This window comes from Streptomyces sp. NRRL S-646 (genome assembly GCF_000720765.1).
Classification (GTDB): domain Bacteria; phylum Actinomycetota; class Actinomycetes; order Streptomycetales; family Streptomycetaceae; genus Streptomyces.
Genome location: NZ_JODC01000001.1, coordinates 449,518 through 468,299, shown reverse-complemented (window position 1 = coordinate 468,299; position 18,782 = coordinate 449,518). Strand labels below are relative to the sequence as shown.

18 protein-coding genes are annotated in these 18,782 nt (G+C 70.8%); 11 read left to right on the top strand and 7 right to left on the bottom strand.

The genetic code is table 11. From position 1 onward, the window contains the following. Nucleotides 1–25: 25 nt before the first annotated feature. Nucleotides 26–1,651 carry a serine/threonine protein kinase gene (locus tag IH68_RS0102265; RefSeq protein WP_078912280.1) on the top strand — a complete coding sequence of 542 codons (1,626 nt, stop codon included), beginning with the start codon at nt 26–28 and terminating at the stop codon, nt 1,649–1,651. Here the strand turns inward: IH68_RS0102265 and IH68_RS0102260 are convergent. After that, nucleotides 1,643–3,088: a serine hydrolase domain-containing protein gene (locus IH68_RS0102260; RefSeq protein WP_030927415.1), complete on the bottom strand. Its 1,446-nt coding sequence runs from the start codon at nt 3,086–3,088 to the stop codon at nt 1,643–1,645. The genes IH68_RS0102265 and IH68_RS0102260 overlap by 9 nt on opposite strands. 75 nt (nt 3,089–3,163) lie before the next feature. On the opposite strand from IH68_RS0102260, the gene IH68_RS0102255 reads away from it, so the two are divergent. The 3 genes from IH68_RS0102255 (at nt 3,164) to IH68_RS0102245 (ending at nt 6,060) form a co-directional block, all read left to right on the top strand. After that, nucleotides 3,164–4,135: an LLM class F420-dependent oxidoreductase gene (locus tag IH68_RS0102255; protein WP_030927410.1), complete on the top strand. Its 972-nt coding sequence runs from the start codon at nt 3,164–3,166 to the stop codon at nt 4,133–4,135. Between the two features lie 110 nt (nt 4,136–4,245). Continuing rightward, nucleotides 4,246–5,262: a hypothetical protein gene (locus IH68_RS0102250; RefSeq protein WP_030927407.1), complete on the top strand. Its 1,017-nt coding sequence runs from the start codon at nt 4,246–4,248 to the stop codon at nt 5,260–5,262. 90 nt (nt 5,263–5,352) lie between these two features. After that, entirely contained in the window at nt 5,353–6,060 is a 708-nt protein-coding gene (locus IH68_RS0102245) for a DUF2238 domain-containing protein (protein WP_030927405.1), read from the top strand. Here IH68_RS0102245 and IH68_RS0102240 read toward each other — a convergent pair. Continuing rightward, nucleotides 5,984–6,481: a DUF6328 family protein gene (locus IH68_RS0102240; protein ID WP_107057383.1), complete on the bottom strand. Its 498-nt coding sequence runs from the start codon at nt 6,479–6,481 to the stop codon at nt 5,984–5,986. The two genes, IH68_RS0102245 and IH68_RS0102240, sit on opposite strands and share 77 nt — an antisense overlap. A gap of 159 nt (nt 6,482–6,640) precedes the next feature. On the opposite strand from IH68_RS0102240, the gene IH68_RS0102235 reads away from it, so the two are divergent. Next, nucleotides 6,641–6,985 (top strand): hypothetical protein, encoded by a 345-nt coding sequence (locus IH68_RS0102235; protein ID WP_030927398.1) that lies wholly within the window; start codon nt 6,641–6,643, stop codon nt 6,983–6,985. Between the two features lie 15 nt (nt 6,986–7,000). Here the strand turns inward: IH68_RS0102235 and IH68_RS0102230 are convergent, their stop codons facing one another. Then, nucleotides 7,001–7,984 carry an aldo/keto reductase gene (locus tag IH68_RS0102230; protein ID WP_030927387.1) on the bottom strand — a complete coding sequence of 328 codons (984 nt, stop codon included), beginning with the start codon at nt 7,982–7,984 and terminating at the stop codon, nt 7,001–7,003. Nucleotides 7,985–8,120: 136 nt separating this feature from the next. On the opposite strand from IH68_RS0102230, the gene IH68_RS0102225 reads away from it, so the two are divergent. After that, the gene (locus IH68_RS0102225) at nt 8,121–9,854 is read left to right on the top strand and encodes a cholesterol oxidase substrate-binding domain-containing protein (RefSeq protein ID WP_078912271.1); all 1,734 of its coding nucleotides are present in this window, start codon (nt 8,121–8,123) and stop codon (nt 9,852–9,854) included. Between the two features lie 210 nt (nt 9,855–10,064). On the opposite strand, the gene IH68_RS0102220 is transcribed toward IH68_RS0102225, so the two are convergent. Further along, nucleotides 10,065–10,661 carry a TetR family transcriptional regulator gene (locus tag IH68_RS0102220; protein ID WP_030927368.1) on the bottom strand — a complete coding sequence of 199 codons (597 nt, stop codon included), beginning with the start codon at nt 10,659–10,661 and terminating at the stop codon, nt 10,065–10,067. Between the two features lie 4 nt (nt 10,662–10,665). Next, entirely contained in the window at nt 10,666–12,147 is a 1,482-nt protein-coding gene (locus IH68_RS0102215) for an MFS transporter (protein ID WP_030927366.1), read from the bottom strand. A 406-nt stretch (nt 12,148–12,553) separates the two neighbouring features. Between IH68_RS0102215 and melC1 the strand changes: the two genes are divergently transcribed. The 3 genes from melC1 (at nt 12,554) to IH68_RS0102200 (ending at nt 14,322) form a co-directional block, all read left to right on the top strand. Continuing rightward, nucleotides 12,554–12,925, top strand: a complete 372-nt coding sequence (gene melC1, locus IH68_RS0102210; RefSeq protein ID WP_030927363.1) for an apotyrosinase chaperone MelC1 — start codon at nt 12,554–12,556, stop codon at nt 12,923–12,925. Nucleotides 12,926–12,959: 34 nt separating this feature from the next. Further along, nucleotides 12,960–13,784, top strand: coding sequence for a tyrosinase MelC2 (gene melC2, locus IH68_RS0102205; RefSeq protein WP_030927361.1), 825 nt, complete (start codon nt 12,960–12,962; stop codon nt 13,782–13,784). 85 nt (nt 13,785–13,869) lie between these two features. Continuing rightward, nucleotides 13,870–14,322 (top strand): SRPBCC family protein, encoded by a 453-nt coding sequence (locus tag IH68_RS0102200; protein ID WP_030927359.1) that lies wholly within the window; start codon nt 13,870–13,872, stop codon nt 14,320–14,322. A gap of 41 nt (nt 14,323–14,363) precedes the next feature. Here the strand turns inward: IH68_RS0102200 and IH68_RS0102195 are convergent, their stop codons facing one another. Next, nucleotides 14,364–15,062 carry a ribonuclease H family protein gene (locus IH68_RS0102195; RefSeq protein ID WP_030927357.1) on the bottom strand — a complete coding sequence of 233 codons (699 nt, stop codon included), beginning with the start codon at nt 15,060–15,062 and terminating at the stop codon, nt 14,364–14,366. 52 nt (nt 15,063–15,114) lie between these two features. Further along, a complete protein-coding gene (locus IH68_RS0102190; protein WP_037884441.1) occupies nt 15,115–15,909 on the bottom strand; it encodes a VOC family protein in 795 nt (264 codons plus the stop codon). A gap of 162 nt (nt 15,910–16,071) precedes the next feature. Here IH68_RS0102190 and IH68_RS0102185 point away from each other — a divergent pair, with 162 nt between their 5' ends. Both IH68_RS0102185 and IH68_RS0102180 read left to right on the top strand, forming a co-directional pair. Next, nucleotides 16,072–17,076, top strand: coding sequence for a zinc-binding alcohol dehydrogenase family protein (locus IH68_RS0102185; RefSeq protein WP_030927353.1), 1,005 nt, complete (start codon nt 16,072–16,074; stop codon nt 17,074–17,076). Between the two features lie 252 nt (nt 17,077–17,328). Beyond that, a complete protein-coding gene (locus IH68_RS0102180; RefSeq protein WP_030927351.1) occupies nt 17,329–18,771 on the top strand; it encodes a family 2B encapsulin nanocompartment shell protein in 1,443 nt (480 codons plus the stop codon). Nucleotides 18,772–18,782: the final 11 nt, after the last annotated feature.

Genomic DNA, 18,782 nt, shown 5'->3' with positions numbered 1-18,782 from the left:
CCGAGGGTTTCGACGAGGGATGACCATGGTCAAGGCGCATGTCTTCACGCACGAGTTGGTCGCCGGAAGGTACCGGCTCGTCGATGTCGTCCACCAGGAGACGAACCGCATCTGCTGGTACGGCAAGGACGTCAACGTCGGACGGGCCTATCTCCTCACCCAGATCGCCCTCCCTGACGACCCGGACACCGAGACCGCGCCCCGGGCGACCGCCCGTATCATCCGCATGTCCGAGACCATGGGGCTGATGTGCCCCGGCGCGGTCGCGACGGTCGTCGACGCCGTGGAGCAGGACGGCATGCTGTGGACCGTGACCGAATGGATCGACGGCACGCCCTTGGGCGAACTCGTCGCCCAGCAGGGCACGTTCAACTATGTGCGGGCGGCACGCATCGGGCTGGAGCTGCTCGATGTGCTGGAAGCGGCGCACGGCGAGGGCATCACCCACGGCGAACTCAGCCCCGGTCAGGTCTATGTGCAGGACCGGGGCGGGATCGTGGTCACCGGCTTCGGCCTGGCCGGTGCGACCCTGGCACCGAGGCTGTCCGCGCCGTCGTACGCCTCCCCCGAGCAGGCCCGCGACGAGCGCATCGGGCCGGCAGCCGACCTGTGGGCGCTGGGCGCGATCCTCTACACCATGGTCGAGGGACGCCCTCCGTTCCGGGACCGGGACCGGCCCGAGGCCACTTTGAAGGGCGTGGACCGGCTCCCGCTGCGCACCCCGGTGCACGCCGGGCCCCTCACCACCACCGTGCAGGGGCTGCTCCGCAAGAACTCCAGGGAGCGGCTGACCCGCCCAGTGGTGCGCGAGGCCCTCACCCGCGTCCTGACCGAGGACCCCGACACGCTCTCGGGCACCGTGGCGCGGCCCCGGCTGCGCGGTGTCTACACCGCCGCCTGCCATGCCGGCCCTGGCTGGAGCAGACGCACCATGGCCATCGGCACCGCGCTGGCCGTCGTGACCGTGGCGGCCGCCGTGCTGGCCGCCACCGATCAACTGCCGGGCACCGGCACCTCCGCGACCGACGCCGCGCCCCAGCCGTCGGTGTCCGCCACCGCGTCAGCCACGCCGCCGGACAGCCGCACCGACGGCAGGAACGCCGGCCCGTCCGCGTCACCCACGCCGACCGCATCGCGGACGACATCCGCGCCGTCGCCCTCGTCCTCCCCGTCGGCCGGCGCGCTGCCGCCGGGCTTCCACCGCTACACCGCACCCGAGGGCTTCTCCGTGGCCCTCCCCAAGGGCTGGAAACGGGTGCACACCTCGCGCGTCGGTGACCTTTCGACCCGCGTGACCTTCGGCGCGGACGGCGATCCCCGCACCCTCGCGGTCACCTACAGCACCGTCGTGGGCTCCGACCCGGTCGCCGTCTGGCGCGACGACGTCCAGCCCCAGCTGGAGAAGGACGACGGCTTCCAGCGGATCGGCGAGATCAAGGCCACGACGTACCAGGGCCACAAGGCAGCCGACATGGAGTGGCTCTCCGAGGCCGACGGCACGCGGGTGCGGACCTTCGGGCGCGGTTTCCTGCTCGGCGGCGGCCGTGGCTTCTCGCTGCGCTGGACGACTCCGGCCACCGACTGGAACGACTCCGCGAACCGGCTGGCGCTGGACACCTTCCTGCGGACCTTCCGGGTGTCCTCAGGCTGAGGCCCTGGGTGCGCGCAGCGCGCGCAGCGGGGGGCTGTGCAGCGGAGTGGTGTGCCACCGCGCTGTGAAGGTGCGGTCCGGCAGCGAGCACGTCACGGTCAGCCGGTGCGGTGTCTCCAGGAACAGGACGTCCACGGCGAGGGTGTCATCGTCGGCCCATCCGCCACTCACCGCGGTGGGCAGCGGCTCATCGGTGACGGTCCAGCCGCCCGCCCCGACCTGCAGGGCGAATTCGTGCCCGTCCTCGGTGAGATGCAGGGCCCAGCCGTCCGTGCCTCTGATCACCCCGGCCCCGGTCAGCTTCGGCTGCTCCACGCAGACGCCGCCGTACGGCGTGAACCCGGCGCCGGACCACTCCTGCGCCCGCTCCGGCGGTGCGGGCTTTCCTGCCGCTGGGGGCAGCGCGAGTCGCGTCAGCCGTTCCCGCAGGGCCGTGTCCTCCTGTTCGCGGTCCAGCAGCGGTTCGGGGCCGAAGGCCGGCAGCAGGTGCTGCCAGGCAAGGTCGAGCACCTGCTGCATCCGCTCGGTCGCCGCCGTCGTCGCGATCACGGCGTCATGCCCGGGCAGCACCAGGCAGAACTGCCCGTACGCGCCGTCGCCGCGGTAGCCGTGCCGGGAGGTCCAGAACTGCAAGCCGTAGCCCTGCTGCCAGTCCGACAGCGCACCCGCAGCCGTGCCGTCGCCGTTGCCGATGTGCGGGCGCGTCGCCTCGGCCACCCACCCCTCGGGCAGCAGGCGCCGACCCTCCCACACCCCGTCCTGCAGATACAGCTGGCCGAGCCGGGCGATGGCGTCGGTGGTGGCGTGCAGCCCGCTGAAGCCCAGTTCGCGGCCGGCCCGGTCGCGCAGCCAGGCCGCCTCGCCCATCCCGAGGGGGTCCAGCAGCCGCGGGCGCAGGTACTCGGTCAGCGGCTGACCCGTGACACGCTGCACGATCGCGGCAAGGGTGTAGGTCGTGGGCTGGTTGTAGGCGAAGACGGTCCCCGGCTCCCGCTCGGGCGGGAGCAGCAGGAAGCCGCGCACCAGGTCCGCTCGGTCGGTGGCGAGCGCCCGGTCGAGGGTCTCCGCCTCGTGCCCGCTGGCCATCGACGCCACGTGCCGCACCAGCATCGCGCGACTGCGTGGGTCGGTGATGTCGGCGTCGAACTCGGGAAAGTACGAGATCACCGGGTCGTCGAAGCGCAGCAGCCCCTCGCCGGCGGCGATCCCGGCGGCCGTCGCCGTGAAGCTCTTGCTGAGGGAGTACAGCAGGTGCGGTCGATCGAAGGTGTACGGCGCCCACCAGCCGGAGGCCACGAGGTGACCGTGTCGCATGATCATCAGGCTGTGCGGTTCGATGTCCGGCGCCGCTTCGAGGGCGTCGAGGAAGGCGTGGACGCCGGTGGCGTCGACACCTTGGGCGGCGGGGCTGCCGGCGGGCAGCGGGCGAGCACTCATGAAGGCATCCTGCCTGGTGAACCCTGGTCGATCGAGGGGCTGTTTTCCGCCGCCGGTCCAGGGGACTCGACGTTTATGGTGCAAATCGGATACACGATGATGACCGAGCAGGCCGGCCCCCGTGACCTCGTCGACCATCTGGTGCGGGCCGAGGGCGCCGGTTACGACTTCTCCGTGACCTCGGACCACTACTTTCCCTGGCTGCGCTCGCAGGGTCACTCGCCGTATGCGTGGAGCGTGCTGGGCGCTGCGGCCCAGGCGACCTCGAGCATTCCGCTGATGACCTATGTGACGTGTCCGACCGTCCGCTACCACCCGGCGGTGGTGGCGCAGAAGGCGGCCACGATGCAGTTGCTGTCCGAGGGCCGCTTCCGGCTGGGACTGGGCTCCGGCGAGAACCTCAACGAGCATGTGGTGGGCGGCGGTTGGCCGTCCGTCGATGTGCGGCACGAGATGCTGGAGGAGGCGGTGGAGATCATCCGGGCGCTCTTCAAGGGCGGCCATGTCAACCATCGCGGCACGCACTTCGACGTCGAGTCGGCCCGGCTGTGGGACCTGCCGGACCAGCCGCCGCCCATCGGCATCGCCGTCTCCGGCGAGCAGTCCTGCGCCCTCGCGGGCCGGCTCGCCGACCTGGTCATCGCCACCGAGCCCGAGGCGGGGCTGCTGACGGCGTTCGACCGGCACGGCGGAGAGGGCAAGCCGCGCGTGGGCCAGCTGCCCGTCTGCTACGCCCCCGACCGGGACACGGCGGTGAAGCGCGCGCACGCGCAGTTCCGCTGGTTCGGCGGCGGCTGGAAGGTCAACTCCGAGCTGCCGCACCCCGATTCCTTCGAGTCGGCGACCCAGTACGTCACCCCCGACGACGTCGCCGCATCGATCCCCTGCGGCGACAACCCCGACGACTTCGTCGAAGCCGTACGCCCCTACGCCGACGCCGGATTCGGCGAGATCGCCCTCGTGCAGATCGGCGGCGAGTCGCAGCCGGCGTATCTCGACTGGGCGGAGAAAACGCTGCTGCCGGCCCTGCGCGACAGCTTGGACTGACCTGGGAGCCCTCCCGCACGGCGCCCTGTTCAAAGCATCGCCAATGGGGCCTTATAGGCTGCCGGTCTGCAGATCTGCAGTCCGACCAGCTTTGCACAGGAGAGTCATCCGTGACCCTAGCGATCGTCCCGTCCGAGTCGTCCCCCGTCCCGCTGTCCGACCTCGTGGTGCGGGATGCGCGCGAGTTCGGGGTCTACGCGCGGACCGGAGGATGGGCCTTCGGCCTGATGGTGGCGCGCAGCGTACGGCCCGGTGGCCAGGGCGCGGAGGAGACGCCGAAGGTGTCCGCGAAGGAGTTCGCGGAGCTGGCCGGGTGCTCCCCCGAGCGCGTGATGCGTTACTACAAGGCCTGGGACCGGGCCGCCGACGACGGCATGGTCCCGCACTTCGAGGCGCTCGCGCCGGGCCAGGAGGTGGAGCTGCCGGACGCTGACGTGTGGCTGAGCTACTACGTGTCCCGCAACAGCGCGACCTCCGAGCGCGGCACCGCCATCGCGGAGGCCGCCGAGGCGGAGGGCATCCGGCCGACGAAGGCGCTGGAGGTCGCCGAGAACCCCACCGCCCTGCGCGCGGCGATCCTCGCCGACCCCTCCACCGCCCGGGCGGCACGCCAGGCGCTGCTCGACCGCGTCCGTGAAGACCCGGAGCTGCAGGCCGAGTTGGCGCGGGACGTCGTCCGTACCGACGACCTGAAGAAGGCCGTCGCCACCGAGAGCCGGGCCGCCGACCGGATCGGCTACGTGCGCCAGATCGCCGAGTCGGGGCAGGTCAAGACGCCCGCGGGGCAGACCATCGACGCGCCGGTCGACCTGCGCCAGGAGGCCGAGCGGCACCTGTCGCTCATCGACGAGCTCGAGGAGGACGAGGACAGCGGCGAGTGGGCCAGCGAGGCCTACGACACCATGAAGTCCCTCGTCGCCGAGGCCGTGGAGGCCGATCCCGAACTGCGCGTCCAGGAGCGGCGGACGAAGTTCTACAGCAGCCTGCAGAAGGCGACGAAGGCGTTCGAGGAGCTGACCTTCGACGACGTGCAGGACTTCGTCGAGGACGACATGGTCCAGCGCCTGGAGGAGCTCCAGCAGGCCATCGTCATGTGCCTGAGCGCGCTGCGCGGCGACAAGGGCTGAGGATCCGGCCGGGGGCGGGGCTGAGTAGCCGTACTCATGCCGTCGTCCAGCCGCTCGGCCAGCATGGGGGCTTCCACGAGGAGGAGCCCCATGACTGCTGTCCTGCACTCCGCCGTCCCGCGTCGGCGGCTGCCCGCCCTGCCGGCCGTCGTCGTGGCACTGGGGCTGGCCGCCTCGGTCTGGGGAGCGCGCGATCGCACCACCTGGTTCCTGGAGACGGTGTGGGTGCTGGTCGGGCTGCCGCTGGTGGTGCTGACCTGGCGCCGCTTCCCGCTGACGAACCTGCTGTGCTGCCTGCTGGCCGTCCATGCGCTGGTCCTGGCAGTGGGCGGCCACTACACCTACGCGCAGGTGCCGCTGGGCGACTGGGTGCGGGACACCTTCGGCCTGGCCCGCAACCCGTACGACCGTTTCGGCCATCTCATGCAGGGCTTCGTACCGGCGATTCTGGTACGGGAGTTGCTCAGCCGTACCTCGCCGCTGCGCGGCAGCCGCTGGCTGGCACCGCTGACCGTGTGCGCGTGTCTCGCCTTCAGTGCTGTCTTCGAGATGCTGGAGTGGCTGGCCGCGGTGACCGGCGGGCATTCCGCGGACGCCTTCCTGGCCACGCAGGGCGACGTGTGGGACACGCAGTGGGACATGTTCTGCGCGTTGATCGGCGCCACGGTCTCCGTGCTGGTCCTCTCCCGCCTGCACGACCGGCAGCTCGACGCCCTGGGTGTCACTCCGTATGGCGGTGACGGGTCCACAGCGGCACCCCGTACCAGCACAGCGCGTACCACGCGACCACACCCGTGACGATCCAGGGCACGGCCCCGTTGTGGGTGGCGACCCGGAGGATCAGCAGCAGCGAGGAGGTCATGGTGGCGAGCAGGAGCGCCAGACCGACGAAGGTCATCCGCGAGGCCCACTCCACGGCCTGCGGCTTGACCCGGCGCCCGGCCACCAGGCGGTGCAGGGAGACGGGCCCGATCAGCGCGCCGGTCGCGGCGGCGCCCAGCACCACGGTCACGATGTAGATGGTCTTGTCGGTGGATCCCAGTGAGGCGTACTTCTGCTGAAAGACAACGGTGAGCAGGAAGCCGAACAGGATCTGCACCCCGGTCTGGGCGACCCTGACCTCCTGGATCAGCTCACCCCACTTCCGGTCGGCTCTCTCCTCCTCGGTCTCGTGCCGCCCCCACTCGTTCAGTTCGGCTCTGCTGTTTGTGGCCGGCAAGGTTCCTCCCGGCTCGATCGCCCCGGATGTCTACCTGACCCGGGTTCCCTCTTCGCGCAGGATTGACCGGGCCGAGCGCAATCGGCCCGGTTTGGGCGATCACCGGGCGGTTACACGGAGCGCATGGCGTACGACGACCACCCGAGGAGTCCGACGACCATGTCCGGCACCGAGCTCACAGTCACTGTCAGCGGCGGCACCGCCGCGGACGCACGCGCAGTCGTGCGGGTCCTGGAGCCCGCCTTCGGTATGGCGAAGGAGGAGCTTCCCGCCGACGACGAGGTCACCGTCCACACGGCGAGGTTCGAGCACGAGCCGGCCGGGCAGCCGTCCGAGGCCGGCCCCGCCGGCCATCTGTCCGGGGCGGTGACGTTGACCGTGCAGGGCTCGCCCGTGGCGGTGGCGCAGGCGCGCGAGACGCTCACCCACGCCTTCACGGCCCAGGACCAGGGTTCGGTCTCCGGCGACCAGGAGCAGGAGTGGCAGCTGCTCCTGGAGCCGTGAGCCGGTCGCCGCGGTCTACCAGCGGGCTTCCACCTGGTCCTTGATCCGGCGGTCGTAGAGGTCGCGGATCGCGGTGAGTGTCTCGTCCGTGAGCTGCGGGAGCCTGGCGGCGGCCGCGTTGGCGCGGGCCTGCTCGGGTGAGCGGGCGCCGGGGATCACGGTGGTCACGCCGGCCTGCTGCACGATCCAGCGCAGCGCGAGCTGGGCAGGCGTGTAGCCCTCCGGCGCGAGCGCGGAGAACTCGGCGGCGGCCTCGACGCCGGTCGTGTAGTCGACGCCGGAGAAGGTCTCGCCCACGTCGAAGGACTCGCCGTGCCGGTTGTAGGTGCGGTGGTCGTTCTGCGGGAAGACGGTGTCCTTGGTGTACTTGCCCGACAGCAGGCCGGAGGCGAGCGGGACACGGGCGATGATGCCGACGCCGGCCTCCTGCGCTGCCGGGAGGACCTCGCGCAGCGGCTTCATACGGAAGGCGTTGAGGATGATCTGCACGCTCGCCACGTTCGGCCGGGCGATCGCGGTCAGCGCCTCCGCGCAGGTCTCCACGCTGACGCCGTAGGCCGCGATGCGTTCCTCCTCGACCAGGGTGTCCAGGGCGTCGAACACCTCGTCCGTGGAGTACACGGGCGTCGGCGGGCAGTGCAGTTGTACGAGGTCGATGCGGTCGACGCCGAGGTTGCGCCGCGAACGGTCGTTCCAGGCACGGAAGTTGTCGAGGACGTAGTTCTCGGGGATCTGCTCGACGCGGCGGCCCATCTTCGTGGCGACCAGCACATGCAGGTCCGGCCTGCCGCTGAGGAATGCGGCGATGGTCTGCTCGCTGCGCCCGTCGCCGTACACGTCGGCGGTGTCGAAGAAGGTCACCCCCGACTCGGCCGCCGCCTCCAGCACCGCCAGGGCTTCCTTGTCGTCGACGTCTCCCCAGTCGGCGCCCAGCTGCCATGTGCCAAGACCGACGACGGATGCATGCTGACCCGACCTACCGAATGTGCGCTCGTCCATGGGGGCAGTCTGTCATCCGTCACGCCTGCGCACGGAACCGGCGGGTCCGGAGCGCCATCTGTGAATTTCTCACTCGGACGAGTGATGGTATTGGACAGGAATCCTGCACGTGTCAACGGTCCCCTAGCGTGAACCCGTGACTGATTGTTCAGCGAGCAACTTCTCGTCCGGGCCGTCGGAGAACACGTCGTTGAGCCGCCGCGGCTTCCTGGTCGGCGCGGCCGCGCTGGCCGCCGGCCCCGTGCTGATCGCGGCCGATCCGGCGGTCGCCGCGCAGGAGCTGCCGGACTTCCCGGCGGATGTCTCCCTGTACCGCTCGGCATACCGCAACTGGGTCGGCGAGATCACCGCGGACGGGCTGTGGGCCTGCGCTCCGGCCGCCGCGTATCAGGTGGCCGAGGTCGTCAACTGGGCCTGGCGGCACGGCTGGAGGGTGCGCGCCCGGGGTTCCGCGCACGGCTGGTCGCCGCTGACGATCACCGAGGGCACCGCGTCGGACGCCTCCGTTCTCCTCGTGGACACCGCGCGTCATCTCACCGGCCTGTCGCTGGACTCGGCGAGCGCGGTGCGGGCCGGCACCGGTGTCACGATGGAGGCCCTGCTCGCCTATCTGGAGGGGCACGGGCTGGGGGTCACCGCCGCACCCGCTCCCGGTGATCTCACCCTGGGCGGCGCGCTCGCCATCGACGCGCACGGCACCGCCGTACCGGCGCAGGGCGAGCAGCGGGTGCCGGGGCACACGTACGGTTCGCTCAGCAATCTGGTGCTGTCGCTGACGGCGGTCGTGTGGGACGAGAGCGCGGGCGCGTATGTGCTGCGGACGTACGACCGCGACGAGGCGGACTGTGCCGCGCTGCTGACCCACCTCGGCCGTGCGCTGGTGACGGAGGTCGTGCTGCGGGTGGGCGCGAACGTCAATCTGCGGTGTGTGAGCCGTACGGACATCCCGGCGGCCGAACTCTTTGCGGCGCCGGGCTCCGGCGGGCGCACGCTGGCGAGTTGCCTCGACGCGTCGGGCCGCGTGGAGGCCATTTGGTTCGCCTTCACCGAGCGCCCGTGGCTCAAGGTGTGGAGCGTGGCGCCGACGCGGCCGCTCACCTCGCGGCATGTGACATCGCCGTACAACTACCCGTTCTCCGACAACGTGCCGACCGTGGTGGCGGATCTGGTGGGGCGAATGACCTCGGACGCGGCCTGGTATCTGGCTCCGGTGCTGGGCAACGCGCAGTACGACGTGGCGGCACTCGGGCTGGTGGCGACGCTGTCCGCCGACATCTGGGGACCGTCGAAGAACACCCTGCTCTATATCAAGCCGACGACCCTGCGGGTGGCCGCGAACGGCTACGCCGTGCTCACCACGCGGGCCCAAGTGCAGCAGGTGGTCGCCGAGTTCACGTCCTTCTACCGGGAGCGGCTCGCCGCTTACGCGGCGCTGGGCCGCTTCCCGGTGAACGGTTCGGTGGAGATCCGGGTGACCGGGCTCGACGACCCGGCCGATGCCGAGCTGGACGGTGCGCGCGCCCCGTTGCTGTCGGCGCTGCGGCAGAGCGACACGCATCCGGAGTGGGACACGGCGGTGTGGCTGGACGTCCTGACGCTGCCGGGCACACCGTATGCGGAGGCCTTTCTGCGCGAGCTCGAACAGTTCCTGCTGCGCACGTTCGACGGGGAGCACGCGCTCACGCGGGTCGAGTGGTCCAAGGGCTGGGCCTACACGGAAGAGGCGGCCTGGAGTGACGAGGAGGTGCTGGGCACGGCGGTGCCTGCGTCGCTGGGCGAGGCGGCGTGGGGGCAGGCGGCCGGAACCCTGGACCGACTCGACCCGCACCGCGTCTTCGGCAACGGCTTCCTCGACCGGTTGCTGCATTGAGCGCTGCCGTTGCCGCAAGGGTCTGGGCGAGCTCGGGTGCCAAAGCAGGCCCTGCGAGCCCTCGCCACCGGCAAGGCCCCGCATCGGAGCTGTGACGCCGTCGCGCCTTTCCTGTATGGCCGTCGGGACGAGGCGGATCGATCTCACCACTCCGGCGGTGCCCGGCAGAGGAACCAGGAGACCGCTGCCGTGGCCGCCGCCCGTTCGTGGCTACGGCCGCGGCATTCCTTCGCCCGGTGTGAGGTGTGTCTGCACCGCGGGCGCGTAGCGGGCCACCGTCTCCTCCAGTGCGGCGCCCCGCACATGGGCGCCGCGTGCGATGCCGTACATCACCCCGAGGCCCAGCAGGTTCGCGACGGCCAGCTCGGCGCGCAGGCCCGCTTCGGGGCCGTCGAGGCGTTCGGTGAGGCGTTCGGTGACCTGGGTGCGGAAGTTGGCGCGCAGGATGTCGCCCTGTGCGCCGTGCAGGGGCGCGAACACGATCCGCAGGAGCGGGTCGGCGCCCTGCTGCGACTGGCTGACCAGCACATGTCGGACCATGTGCCGGCCGAGCTCGTCCAGCGGTGCGTCGAGCAGGGCGTCGGCGTCGGTCTCGAAGGACATGACGCGGGCGAAGAGGGTGTCCTTGTTGCCGAAGTACTTCAGGATCAACGGGGGGCTGACACCCGCTCGTTCGGCGACGGCCTTGAGTGTGATGTCGGCGTGGGCGTGGCGGGCCAGGAGGTGGCGGGCAGCCTTGAGGATGGCCGCCTTGGTCGCCTCGGCGTCCCGGCGGGCGGGCGCGGACGTGGTGGGGGGAGTGCTCACGGACTCATGCTCCCTCCAGCGCCTCGTCGCGGGGATCCCGGGTCCGCCCGCGGGTTCGGGGTGTCCTGCCCGTCGCCGCGTCGCCGGGGATGGTCAGGGCCGCGGCACTGGCCGCCAGGGCGACCGCGCCGGCGAGGCCGAAGGCGAGCAGATAGCCGTGCAGGGTGGGCACGGGGGCCCCGCCGACCAGGCTGGTGTGGTGGACCAGCACGGCGGCGACGGCGGCGCTGGAGACGGCCTGGCCGATGGTGCGCATCAGGACGTTGACGCCGTTGGCGGAGGCGGTCTGCTCGGCGGGGACGGCGCGCAGGATCAGCGTGGGCAGGGCCGAGTAGGCGAGTGTCGTGCCGGTGGACACCACCGTCGCCCCCAGGATGATCATCCAGAGGTCGCGGCTGTCGGCGATGCGCACCGCGTAACCGCAGGCGATGACCGCGGCCCCGAGGGCGAGGGTGATGCGCGGGCCGCGGGCCGCGGAGATGCGGGCCGAGACGGGTGAGAAGAGCAGCATGGTGACGCCGCCGGGCAGCAGACACAGGCCTGTCTGCACGATCGACAGCCCGAGCCCGTACCCGGTGGCCTTGGGCGCCTGCACGAGCTGGGCGGTCACCAGGGAGTTGGCGTAGAAGGCGAATCCGGTGAGCAGGGCCGCCACGTGCGACAGGCCCACGCGCGGCCTGGACACCAGCCGCAGGTCGACCAGCGGGAGTTCGGTGCGCAGCTGCTGCCACCACCACAGTGCCAGTACGACGACGGCGCCGAGGAAGAGGCCGAGGACACGCGTGCTCCCCCACCCCCACTGCCCGCCCTGCGAGACGCCCAGCAGCAGGCACACCAGCCCTGCGGCCAGACCCAGCGCGCCCGGCACGTCGAAGCGACCGGGCTGCCGCACGGGCGACTCCTTCACCGCCCACCACACCGCCGTCACGCCGAGCGCGCCGAGGGCACTGGTCAGCCAGAACATGGTGTGCCAGTCGGCGTACTGCACGACCAGCGCGGCCAGCGGCAGGCCCAGGGCGGCGCCGATGCCGACAGTGGAGCTCATCAGCGCCACCGCGGAGCCCCGGCGCTCGGGCGGCAGCTCGTCGCGCAGGATGCTGATCGACAACGGCACCACGGAGGCGGCGGCGCCCTGCAGGGCGCGGGCCGCGATGAGGACGGCGATGTCGGACGACAGGGCGCACATCACCGAGCCGACGGTCATCAGGACGAGGGCCGACGTCAGCACCCTGCGTTTGCCGTACATGTCGCCGGCCCGGCCGAGCACCGGGGTGAGCACGGCGCCGGACAGCAGCGTCGCCGTGACCATCCAGGAGACCGTGCCGGCAGAGGCGCCCGTCAGCCGCGGCAGATCGGGCAGGAGCGGTACGACGACGGTCTGCATGACGGCCATGAGAATGCCGCCGAACGCCAGCACCGGAATCGTGAGCCGGTCACGCAGGGCTCCTGTTCCGGAGGTGCGGGATATCGGGCCTGGCTGGTCCATCGGCACTCCAGCGACGGTGCGGCGAAAGTACGGGTGAATACTCATTCACCTTAGCCGGTGAATTGCCATTCACTAAAGAGGGCGGGCTGCCGCGACGCCGGATGTGCCCTTGATGCGGGTGCGGACGTCGAGCAGCGGGATCACGTCAGTTTCCCGAGGTGAGGCAGGCCACGGAAGGCGCAGTCACCCGCCAAGGACCACCCGGAACGCAGGGGCGGCGAGAAGGAATTTCCCCTTCCGGGTGTCGCGGGGCACCCGGCACGGCAAGATCACCTTCGTTCAGCCTTGTACAACATGTCGGCAATTGTCCTGATCGCAGCCAACCGCTCCCGACGGATTTCTCCTGGTCTCGGCGGGGCCGATAGGCATTCCGGGTCGTCAACCGAACGAACCCTGGAGATCACCCGTGCCGACCTTGACCCGACGCCGCGCGCTCACCGCGGCGGCCGCCCTCACCGCGGCCGCCGCCGCCCACACCGCCGCCGCCCCTGCCGCGACCGCCGCCGACCATCAGCATCCCGGCTCCCCCGAGCCGTTCGACGAGGTCTACAAGGGCCGCCGGATACAGGGCCGGATGGCCTCCGGGGGCGGCCACCACCACGGCTCCGGTTATGCCGTCCTCGTCGACGGGGTCGAGCTGCACGTCATGCAGAACGCCGACGGCACCTGGATCAGCGTCGTCAGCCACTACGCCCCGGTGCCCACGCCGCACGCGGCCGCACGCGCCGCCGTCGACGAGCTGCAGGGCGCCCGGCTCGTCCCTTTCCCCGCCAACTGACCTTTCGCGAAAGCACCTTGGGAGCAACCGCACCATGACCGTCCGCAAGAACCAGGCGAGCCTGACCGCCGACGAGAAGCGGCGCTTCGTCGCCGCCGTCGTCGAACTCAAGCGCAGCGGCCGCTACGACGCCTTCGTCACCACCCACAACGCCTTCATCCTCGGCGACACCGACAACGGCGAACGCACCGGCCACCGTTCACCGTCCTTCCTGCCCTGGCACCGAAGATTCCTGCTGGAGTTCGAGAGCGCCCTGCAGTCGGTGGACGCATCGGTCGCGCTGCCCTACTGGGACTGGAGCACCGACCGCTCACCCCGTTCCTCGCTGTGGGCCCCGGACTTCCTCGGCGGCACCGGGCGCAGCCGTGACGGCCAGGTGATGGACGGCCCGTTCGCCGCGTCCGCGGGCAACTGGCCGATCAACGTGCGGGTGGACGGGCGTACGTTCCTGCGGCGCCAACTGGGCGCGAACGTACGGGAGTTGCCGACGCGGGCCGAGGTCGAGTCGGTGCTTTCCACAGTGATATATGACATGCCACCGTGGAACAGCGCCTCGGACGGCTTCCGCAACCATCTGGAGGGCTGGCGCGGCGTGAACCTGCACAACCGGGTCCATGTGTGGGTCGGCGGACAGATGGCCACCGGCGTCTCCCCCAACGACCCCGTGTTCTGGCTCCACCACGCCTACATCGACAAGCTGTGGGCCCAGTGGCAGCGGCGCCACCCCGGCTCCGGCTATCTGCCGACCGCCGGCACACCGGACGTGGTCGACCTCGACGAGACGATGAAGCCGTGGAACGACGTACGGCCCGCCGATCTCCTGGACCACACCGCCCACTACACCTTCGACACCGACTGACGGCCGGGACGAGGCGGTTTGCTCCGCAGGTCAGGGGTACCCGCGCCGGACGCAACCGATGTGAGAGCGAAGGAGGGGTTCACCCGTGTCGCAGGTCGAGGAATCCATCGAGGTCGGCGTCCCGGTGCACACCGCCTACAACCAGTGGACTCAGTTCGAGACGTTCCCCGAGTTCATGAACGGCGTGGACCGCATCGAACAGCGCACCGACACGCTCACGCACTGGGTGACCAGCGTCAACGGCGTGCACCGGGAGTTCGATGCGGAGATCACCGAGCAGATCCCGGACGAGCGGGTCGCCTGGACGACCGTCGCGGGTCAGGCCCGGCAGGCCGGGGCGGTGACCTTCCACCGCCTCGACGACAACCACACCAAGGTCATGCTGCAGATGGACTTCCATCCCGACAGCGTCACCGAACAGGTCGGCGACAAGCTCGGCTTTGTGAAGCGGCAGACCAAGGGCGACCTGGAGCGCTTCAAGAAGTTCATCGAGGCGCGCGGCCAGGAGACCGGGGAGTGGCGCGGCGTGGTCACCTGACCTGCACCCGGTCCTGAACGGTGTGCCGTACGGCCGCGGCCCTAACCGACCTCCGCCGTACGGCACTCCGGGTGCCCCCAGCCCTGTCCGTTCTTGGCGATGGGCTCGCCGGCCCCGTAGGAACGGCCGCACAGGCAGCGGCCCGGGAACTTCGCCTTGATGGTGCGGGACGACGAGCCCGCACGCTGCCGGGACGCGGCCTGCTTGCGGCGCGGGGCGCCCGAGGCCGGGGTGTCCGGGGAGGGCGGCGGCACCGGTGAACCGAGGTCGCTGCCTGCGGGCTCCTGGACCTTGGCGGCCTGGCTTGCGGCGCGGTCGGCGAAGTCGTTGAGCGGGTCGCCGTCGACCTGGTGGGCGGGCACGTAGCGGAAGTCGACGGAGCGGCCGTCGAGCAGTTCGTCGATGCGTACGACCAGCTCCTGGTTGGCGACCGGCTTGCCGCCGGAGGTCTTCCAGCCGTTGCGCTTCCAGCCGGGCAGCCAGGTGGTGACGGCCTTCATGGCGTACTGGGAGTCCATGCGGACCTCGAGCGGGACGTCCGGGTCGGTCGCTGCCAACAGGCGTTCCAGAGCGGTGAGTTCGGCGACGTTGTTGGTTGCCGTGCCGAGCGGCCCCGCCTCCCAGCGGGCCGGGGTCGCGGAGTCGTCGGAGACGACCCATGCCCAGCCCGCCGGTCCCGGATTTCCCTTCGAAGCCCCGTCGCACGCGGCCACCACACGTTCACGCATGGCCTCGATCATGCCACGGGCGGGCGGGGACCTCGACCATCGTCCGGGAGACGCCTCGCAGGTCCTAGACGTCCTTCGTCTTGGGCAGCTCTCCCTCGGTCCTCGTGATGTCGATCACCGAGAAGCTCGCGCCCTGCGGGTCGCTGATCGCCGCGAAGCGGCCGTAGGGGCTGTCCATCGGCCCGAAGCGCAGGACGCCGCCGAGCTTGGTGGCCTTGGCGACCGCGTCGTCGCAGTCGGGGACGACGAAGTAGAGATTGATGTAGGACGGCACCTCGGGCGGGAACTCCTCGCCCATCTTCATCCGGCCGAGGACCGTGGTGTCGCCGAGGTTGAACATGCGGAAGTCGACATTGTCGTCGACGATCTGCTGGGCCGTGTACGGGAAGACGGCACTGAAGAACGCGTCGGCCTTCTCGGGTTCGCGGGTGAAGACCTCGGCCCAGCCGTAGGCGCCCGGCTCGGCGGTCGCCTCGAAGCCCTCGTGGGTGCCACCCTGCCACACGCCGAAGACGGCGCCGCTGGGCTCGCGGGCGATGCACATGGTGCCGAACTCGCCGACCTGCATGGGCTCCATCAGCACCTCTCCGCCGTTCTCACGGATCCTGGCGGCGGTGGCGGCGGCGTCCGGTGAGGCGAAGTAGAGGCACCACTGCGACGGGGCCTCCTGGCCCGGCATCGGCGGTACGACGGCGGCGACCGCCTTGCCGTCCGAGTAGGCCTGGGTGTAGTTGCCGTACTCCGACGACGCCTCGCCGAAAGTCCAGCCGAGGACGTCACCGTAGAAGCTCTTCGCTCCCTCGACGTCGCCGAACATCGCGTCGGCCCAACAGGGGGTTCCCTCAGGTTGTACGGCCATGGCTGCGGCCCTCTCCCGAATCGGCGGATGGTCCGTTTCCTCACGCTAGTCATGCGTCGGGCGAAGCGCGCGCCGAACGCCCGGGTCCGTTTCAGACTGGACGGGAAGGGCCTCGGCACACTTTCGACGCTGCGGACGGGGTGCGGAATGGCGGACGGGACGATGCGGGCGTGGTCGGTGGTGACACCGGGACCGGTCGAGGAGAACGGTCTGCAGCTCGTGGAGAAACCGGTACCGGTGCCCGGCGACGACGAGCTCCTCGTGCAGGTGCGCGCCTGCGGGGTGTGCCGCACCGATCTGCATGTCAGCGAGGGGGATCTGCCGGTGCACCGGGCGGGGGTGACGCCAGGGCACGAGGTCGTGGGCGTGGTGGCCGGGTCCGGGGCGGGGGTCGCAGGCTTCGCGACCGGGGACCGGGTGGGGGTGGCATGGCTGCGGCGCACGGACGGCACCTGCGGCTACTGCTCGCGCGGGGCCGAGAACCTGTGCCCGTCCTCGCGGTACACCGGCTGGGACGCGGACGGCGGTTACGCCGAGTACACGACCGTGCCTGCCGCGTTCGCCCACCGCCTGCCGGATGCCGTCGACGACGTGGCGCTTGCGCCGCTGCTGTGCGCCGGGATCATCGGCTACCGGGCGCTGCGGCGTGCGGCGCTGCCGCCGGGCGGGCGGCTGGGTCTGTACGGGTTCGGGGGCAGCGCCCACCTGTGTGCGCAGCTGGCGCTGGCCGAGGGCGCCACCGTGCACGTGCTCACCCGCGGGGCGGCGGCGCGGCAGCTCGCGCTCGGCCTGGGCGCCGCCTCCGCGCAGGACGCGTACGCCTTGCCGCCCGAGCCCCTGGACAGCGCGATCCTGTTCGCCCCGGTCGGCGATCTGGTCCCGGTCGCGCTGCGCGCCCTCGACCGCGGCGGCACCCTTTCGATCGCCGGCATCCACCTCAGCGACACACCGCCCCTGCACTACGAGACCGACCTGTTCTACGAGAAACAGATACGCAGCGTCACCTCCAACACCCACGAGGACGCCCGCGAGTTCCTGGCTCTGGCCGCCCGGCACGGCGTCCACGCCACCACCCACACCTATCCCCTGACGCGGGCCGACGAGGCACTGCGGGACCTCAAGGCCGGACGCTTCGACGGGGCGGCAGTGCTGGTGAACGACCTGTAGCGAGGCGTGCGACGGCGGGGTACGGGGTCGGGCGACCGGCGTGGGAGCGCGAAGGTGCAGGCGCACTGTCTCGTCCGCGAGGTTTCCGTTACCAGGAGGTGAAACCGCCCCCTTCGCGCCGTACCGGGGCATCTGCGGGACTGTTTGCCTTGTACAGGCGGCGCGCGGCTGCCGTCCGCCTCGACGTCGCCTTCATCCGCGACCACTCCGCTCACTCCTGTACATCGCCGTGTACGTCCCCAGGGAGGGAATGTGTCCGCCCCCGAAAGCACCTCCTCACCCGCCACCGACGAACCCGCCATCGATCCCGACAGCGAGGGCCGGCTGACCAGTCTCAGCACCAAGGCGGCTCGCCAGCTCGCCACGACCACCAAGTCCGAACCGCAGATGCAGGCCATCAGCTCGCGCTGGCTGCTGCGGACGCTGCCGTGGGTGGACATCAAGGGCGGCACCTACCGGGTCAACCGGCGTCTGCAACTGAGGATCGGGCGCGGACGGGTGCAGTTCGAGCAGAACGGCGCCGACGACATCAAGGTCATCCCCGAGACGCTGACCGAACTGCCCGTGCTGCGTGGCTACCCCGACATCGGTGTCCTCAAGGAGGTCGCCACCCGTTTCCGGGTCCGGGAGGTGCGGGCGGGACAGGTGCTGTTCGAGGCCGGGCAGCCGGTCACGGAGGCCTATCTCGTGGTGCACGGCAAGTTCACCCGGTACACCGCGGGCAAGTACGGCGAGGAGGAGATAACCGGGGTCGTCGCCGACGGCGACCAGATGGGCGACGAGGCCATCGGGCAGTCCAGCCCGATCTGGCTGAGCTCGGTGCGGGCGGAGACGGCCGGCGTGCTGCTGGTGCTGCCCTGGGACGTCGTCACGGAGTTCACCGGCCGGGTGCCGTCCCTCGCCGCACACCTGGAGGCGTTCGCAGCCCGGCAGAAACTGCCCATGAACCGCAAGGGCGAGGCGGACGTCCCTGTACACGCCGGCCATGTCGGCGAGCCGACGCTGAGCGGCGGCTTCGTGAACTACGACCTCGCCCCGCGCGAGTACGAGTTGTCGCTCACCCAGACCGTGCTGCGGGTCCATACCCGGGTCGCCGACCTCTACAACCACCCGATGGACCAGACCGAGCAGCAACTGCGCCTGACGGTCGAGGAGATCCGCGAGCGCCAGGAGTGGGAGCTGGTCAACAACCGGGAGTTCGGACTGCTGCACAACGTCGACTACGGCCAGCGCGTCAGCACCTTCACCGGCCCGCCGACCCCGGACGACATGGACGAACTGCTGGCCATGCGCCGCAGGACCAAGGTGTTCCTCGCCCATCCGAAGGCGATCGCGGCCTTCTTCCGGCAGTGCAACCGGCGCGGCCTGGTGCCGGGCACGGCGACCGTCGAGGGACACGAGATTCCTGCCTGGCGCGGGGTCCCGATCTTCCCCTGCAACAAGATCCCGGTCAGCAACGACCACACCAGCAGCATCATCGCGCTGCGCACCGGAGAGTCCGACCAGGGGGTGATCGGGCTCTACCAGACCGGCATCCCCGACGAGTTCCAGCCGGGCCTGAACGTGCGGTTCATGGGCATCGACACGGCCGCGATCATCCGCTACCTGGTGACGGCCTACTACTCGCTGGCCATCCTGGTGCCGGACGCGGCCGGGATCCTGGAGAACGTCCAGATCGGCCGGACGGCCGAATGAGGGTGGAACAC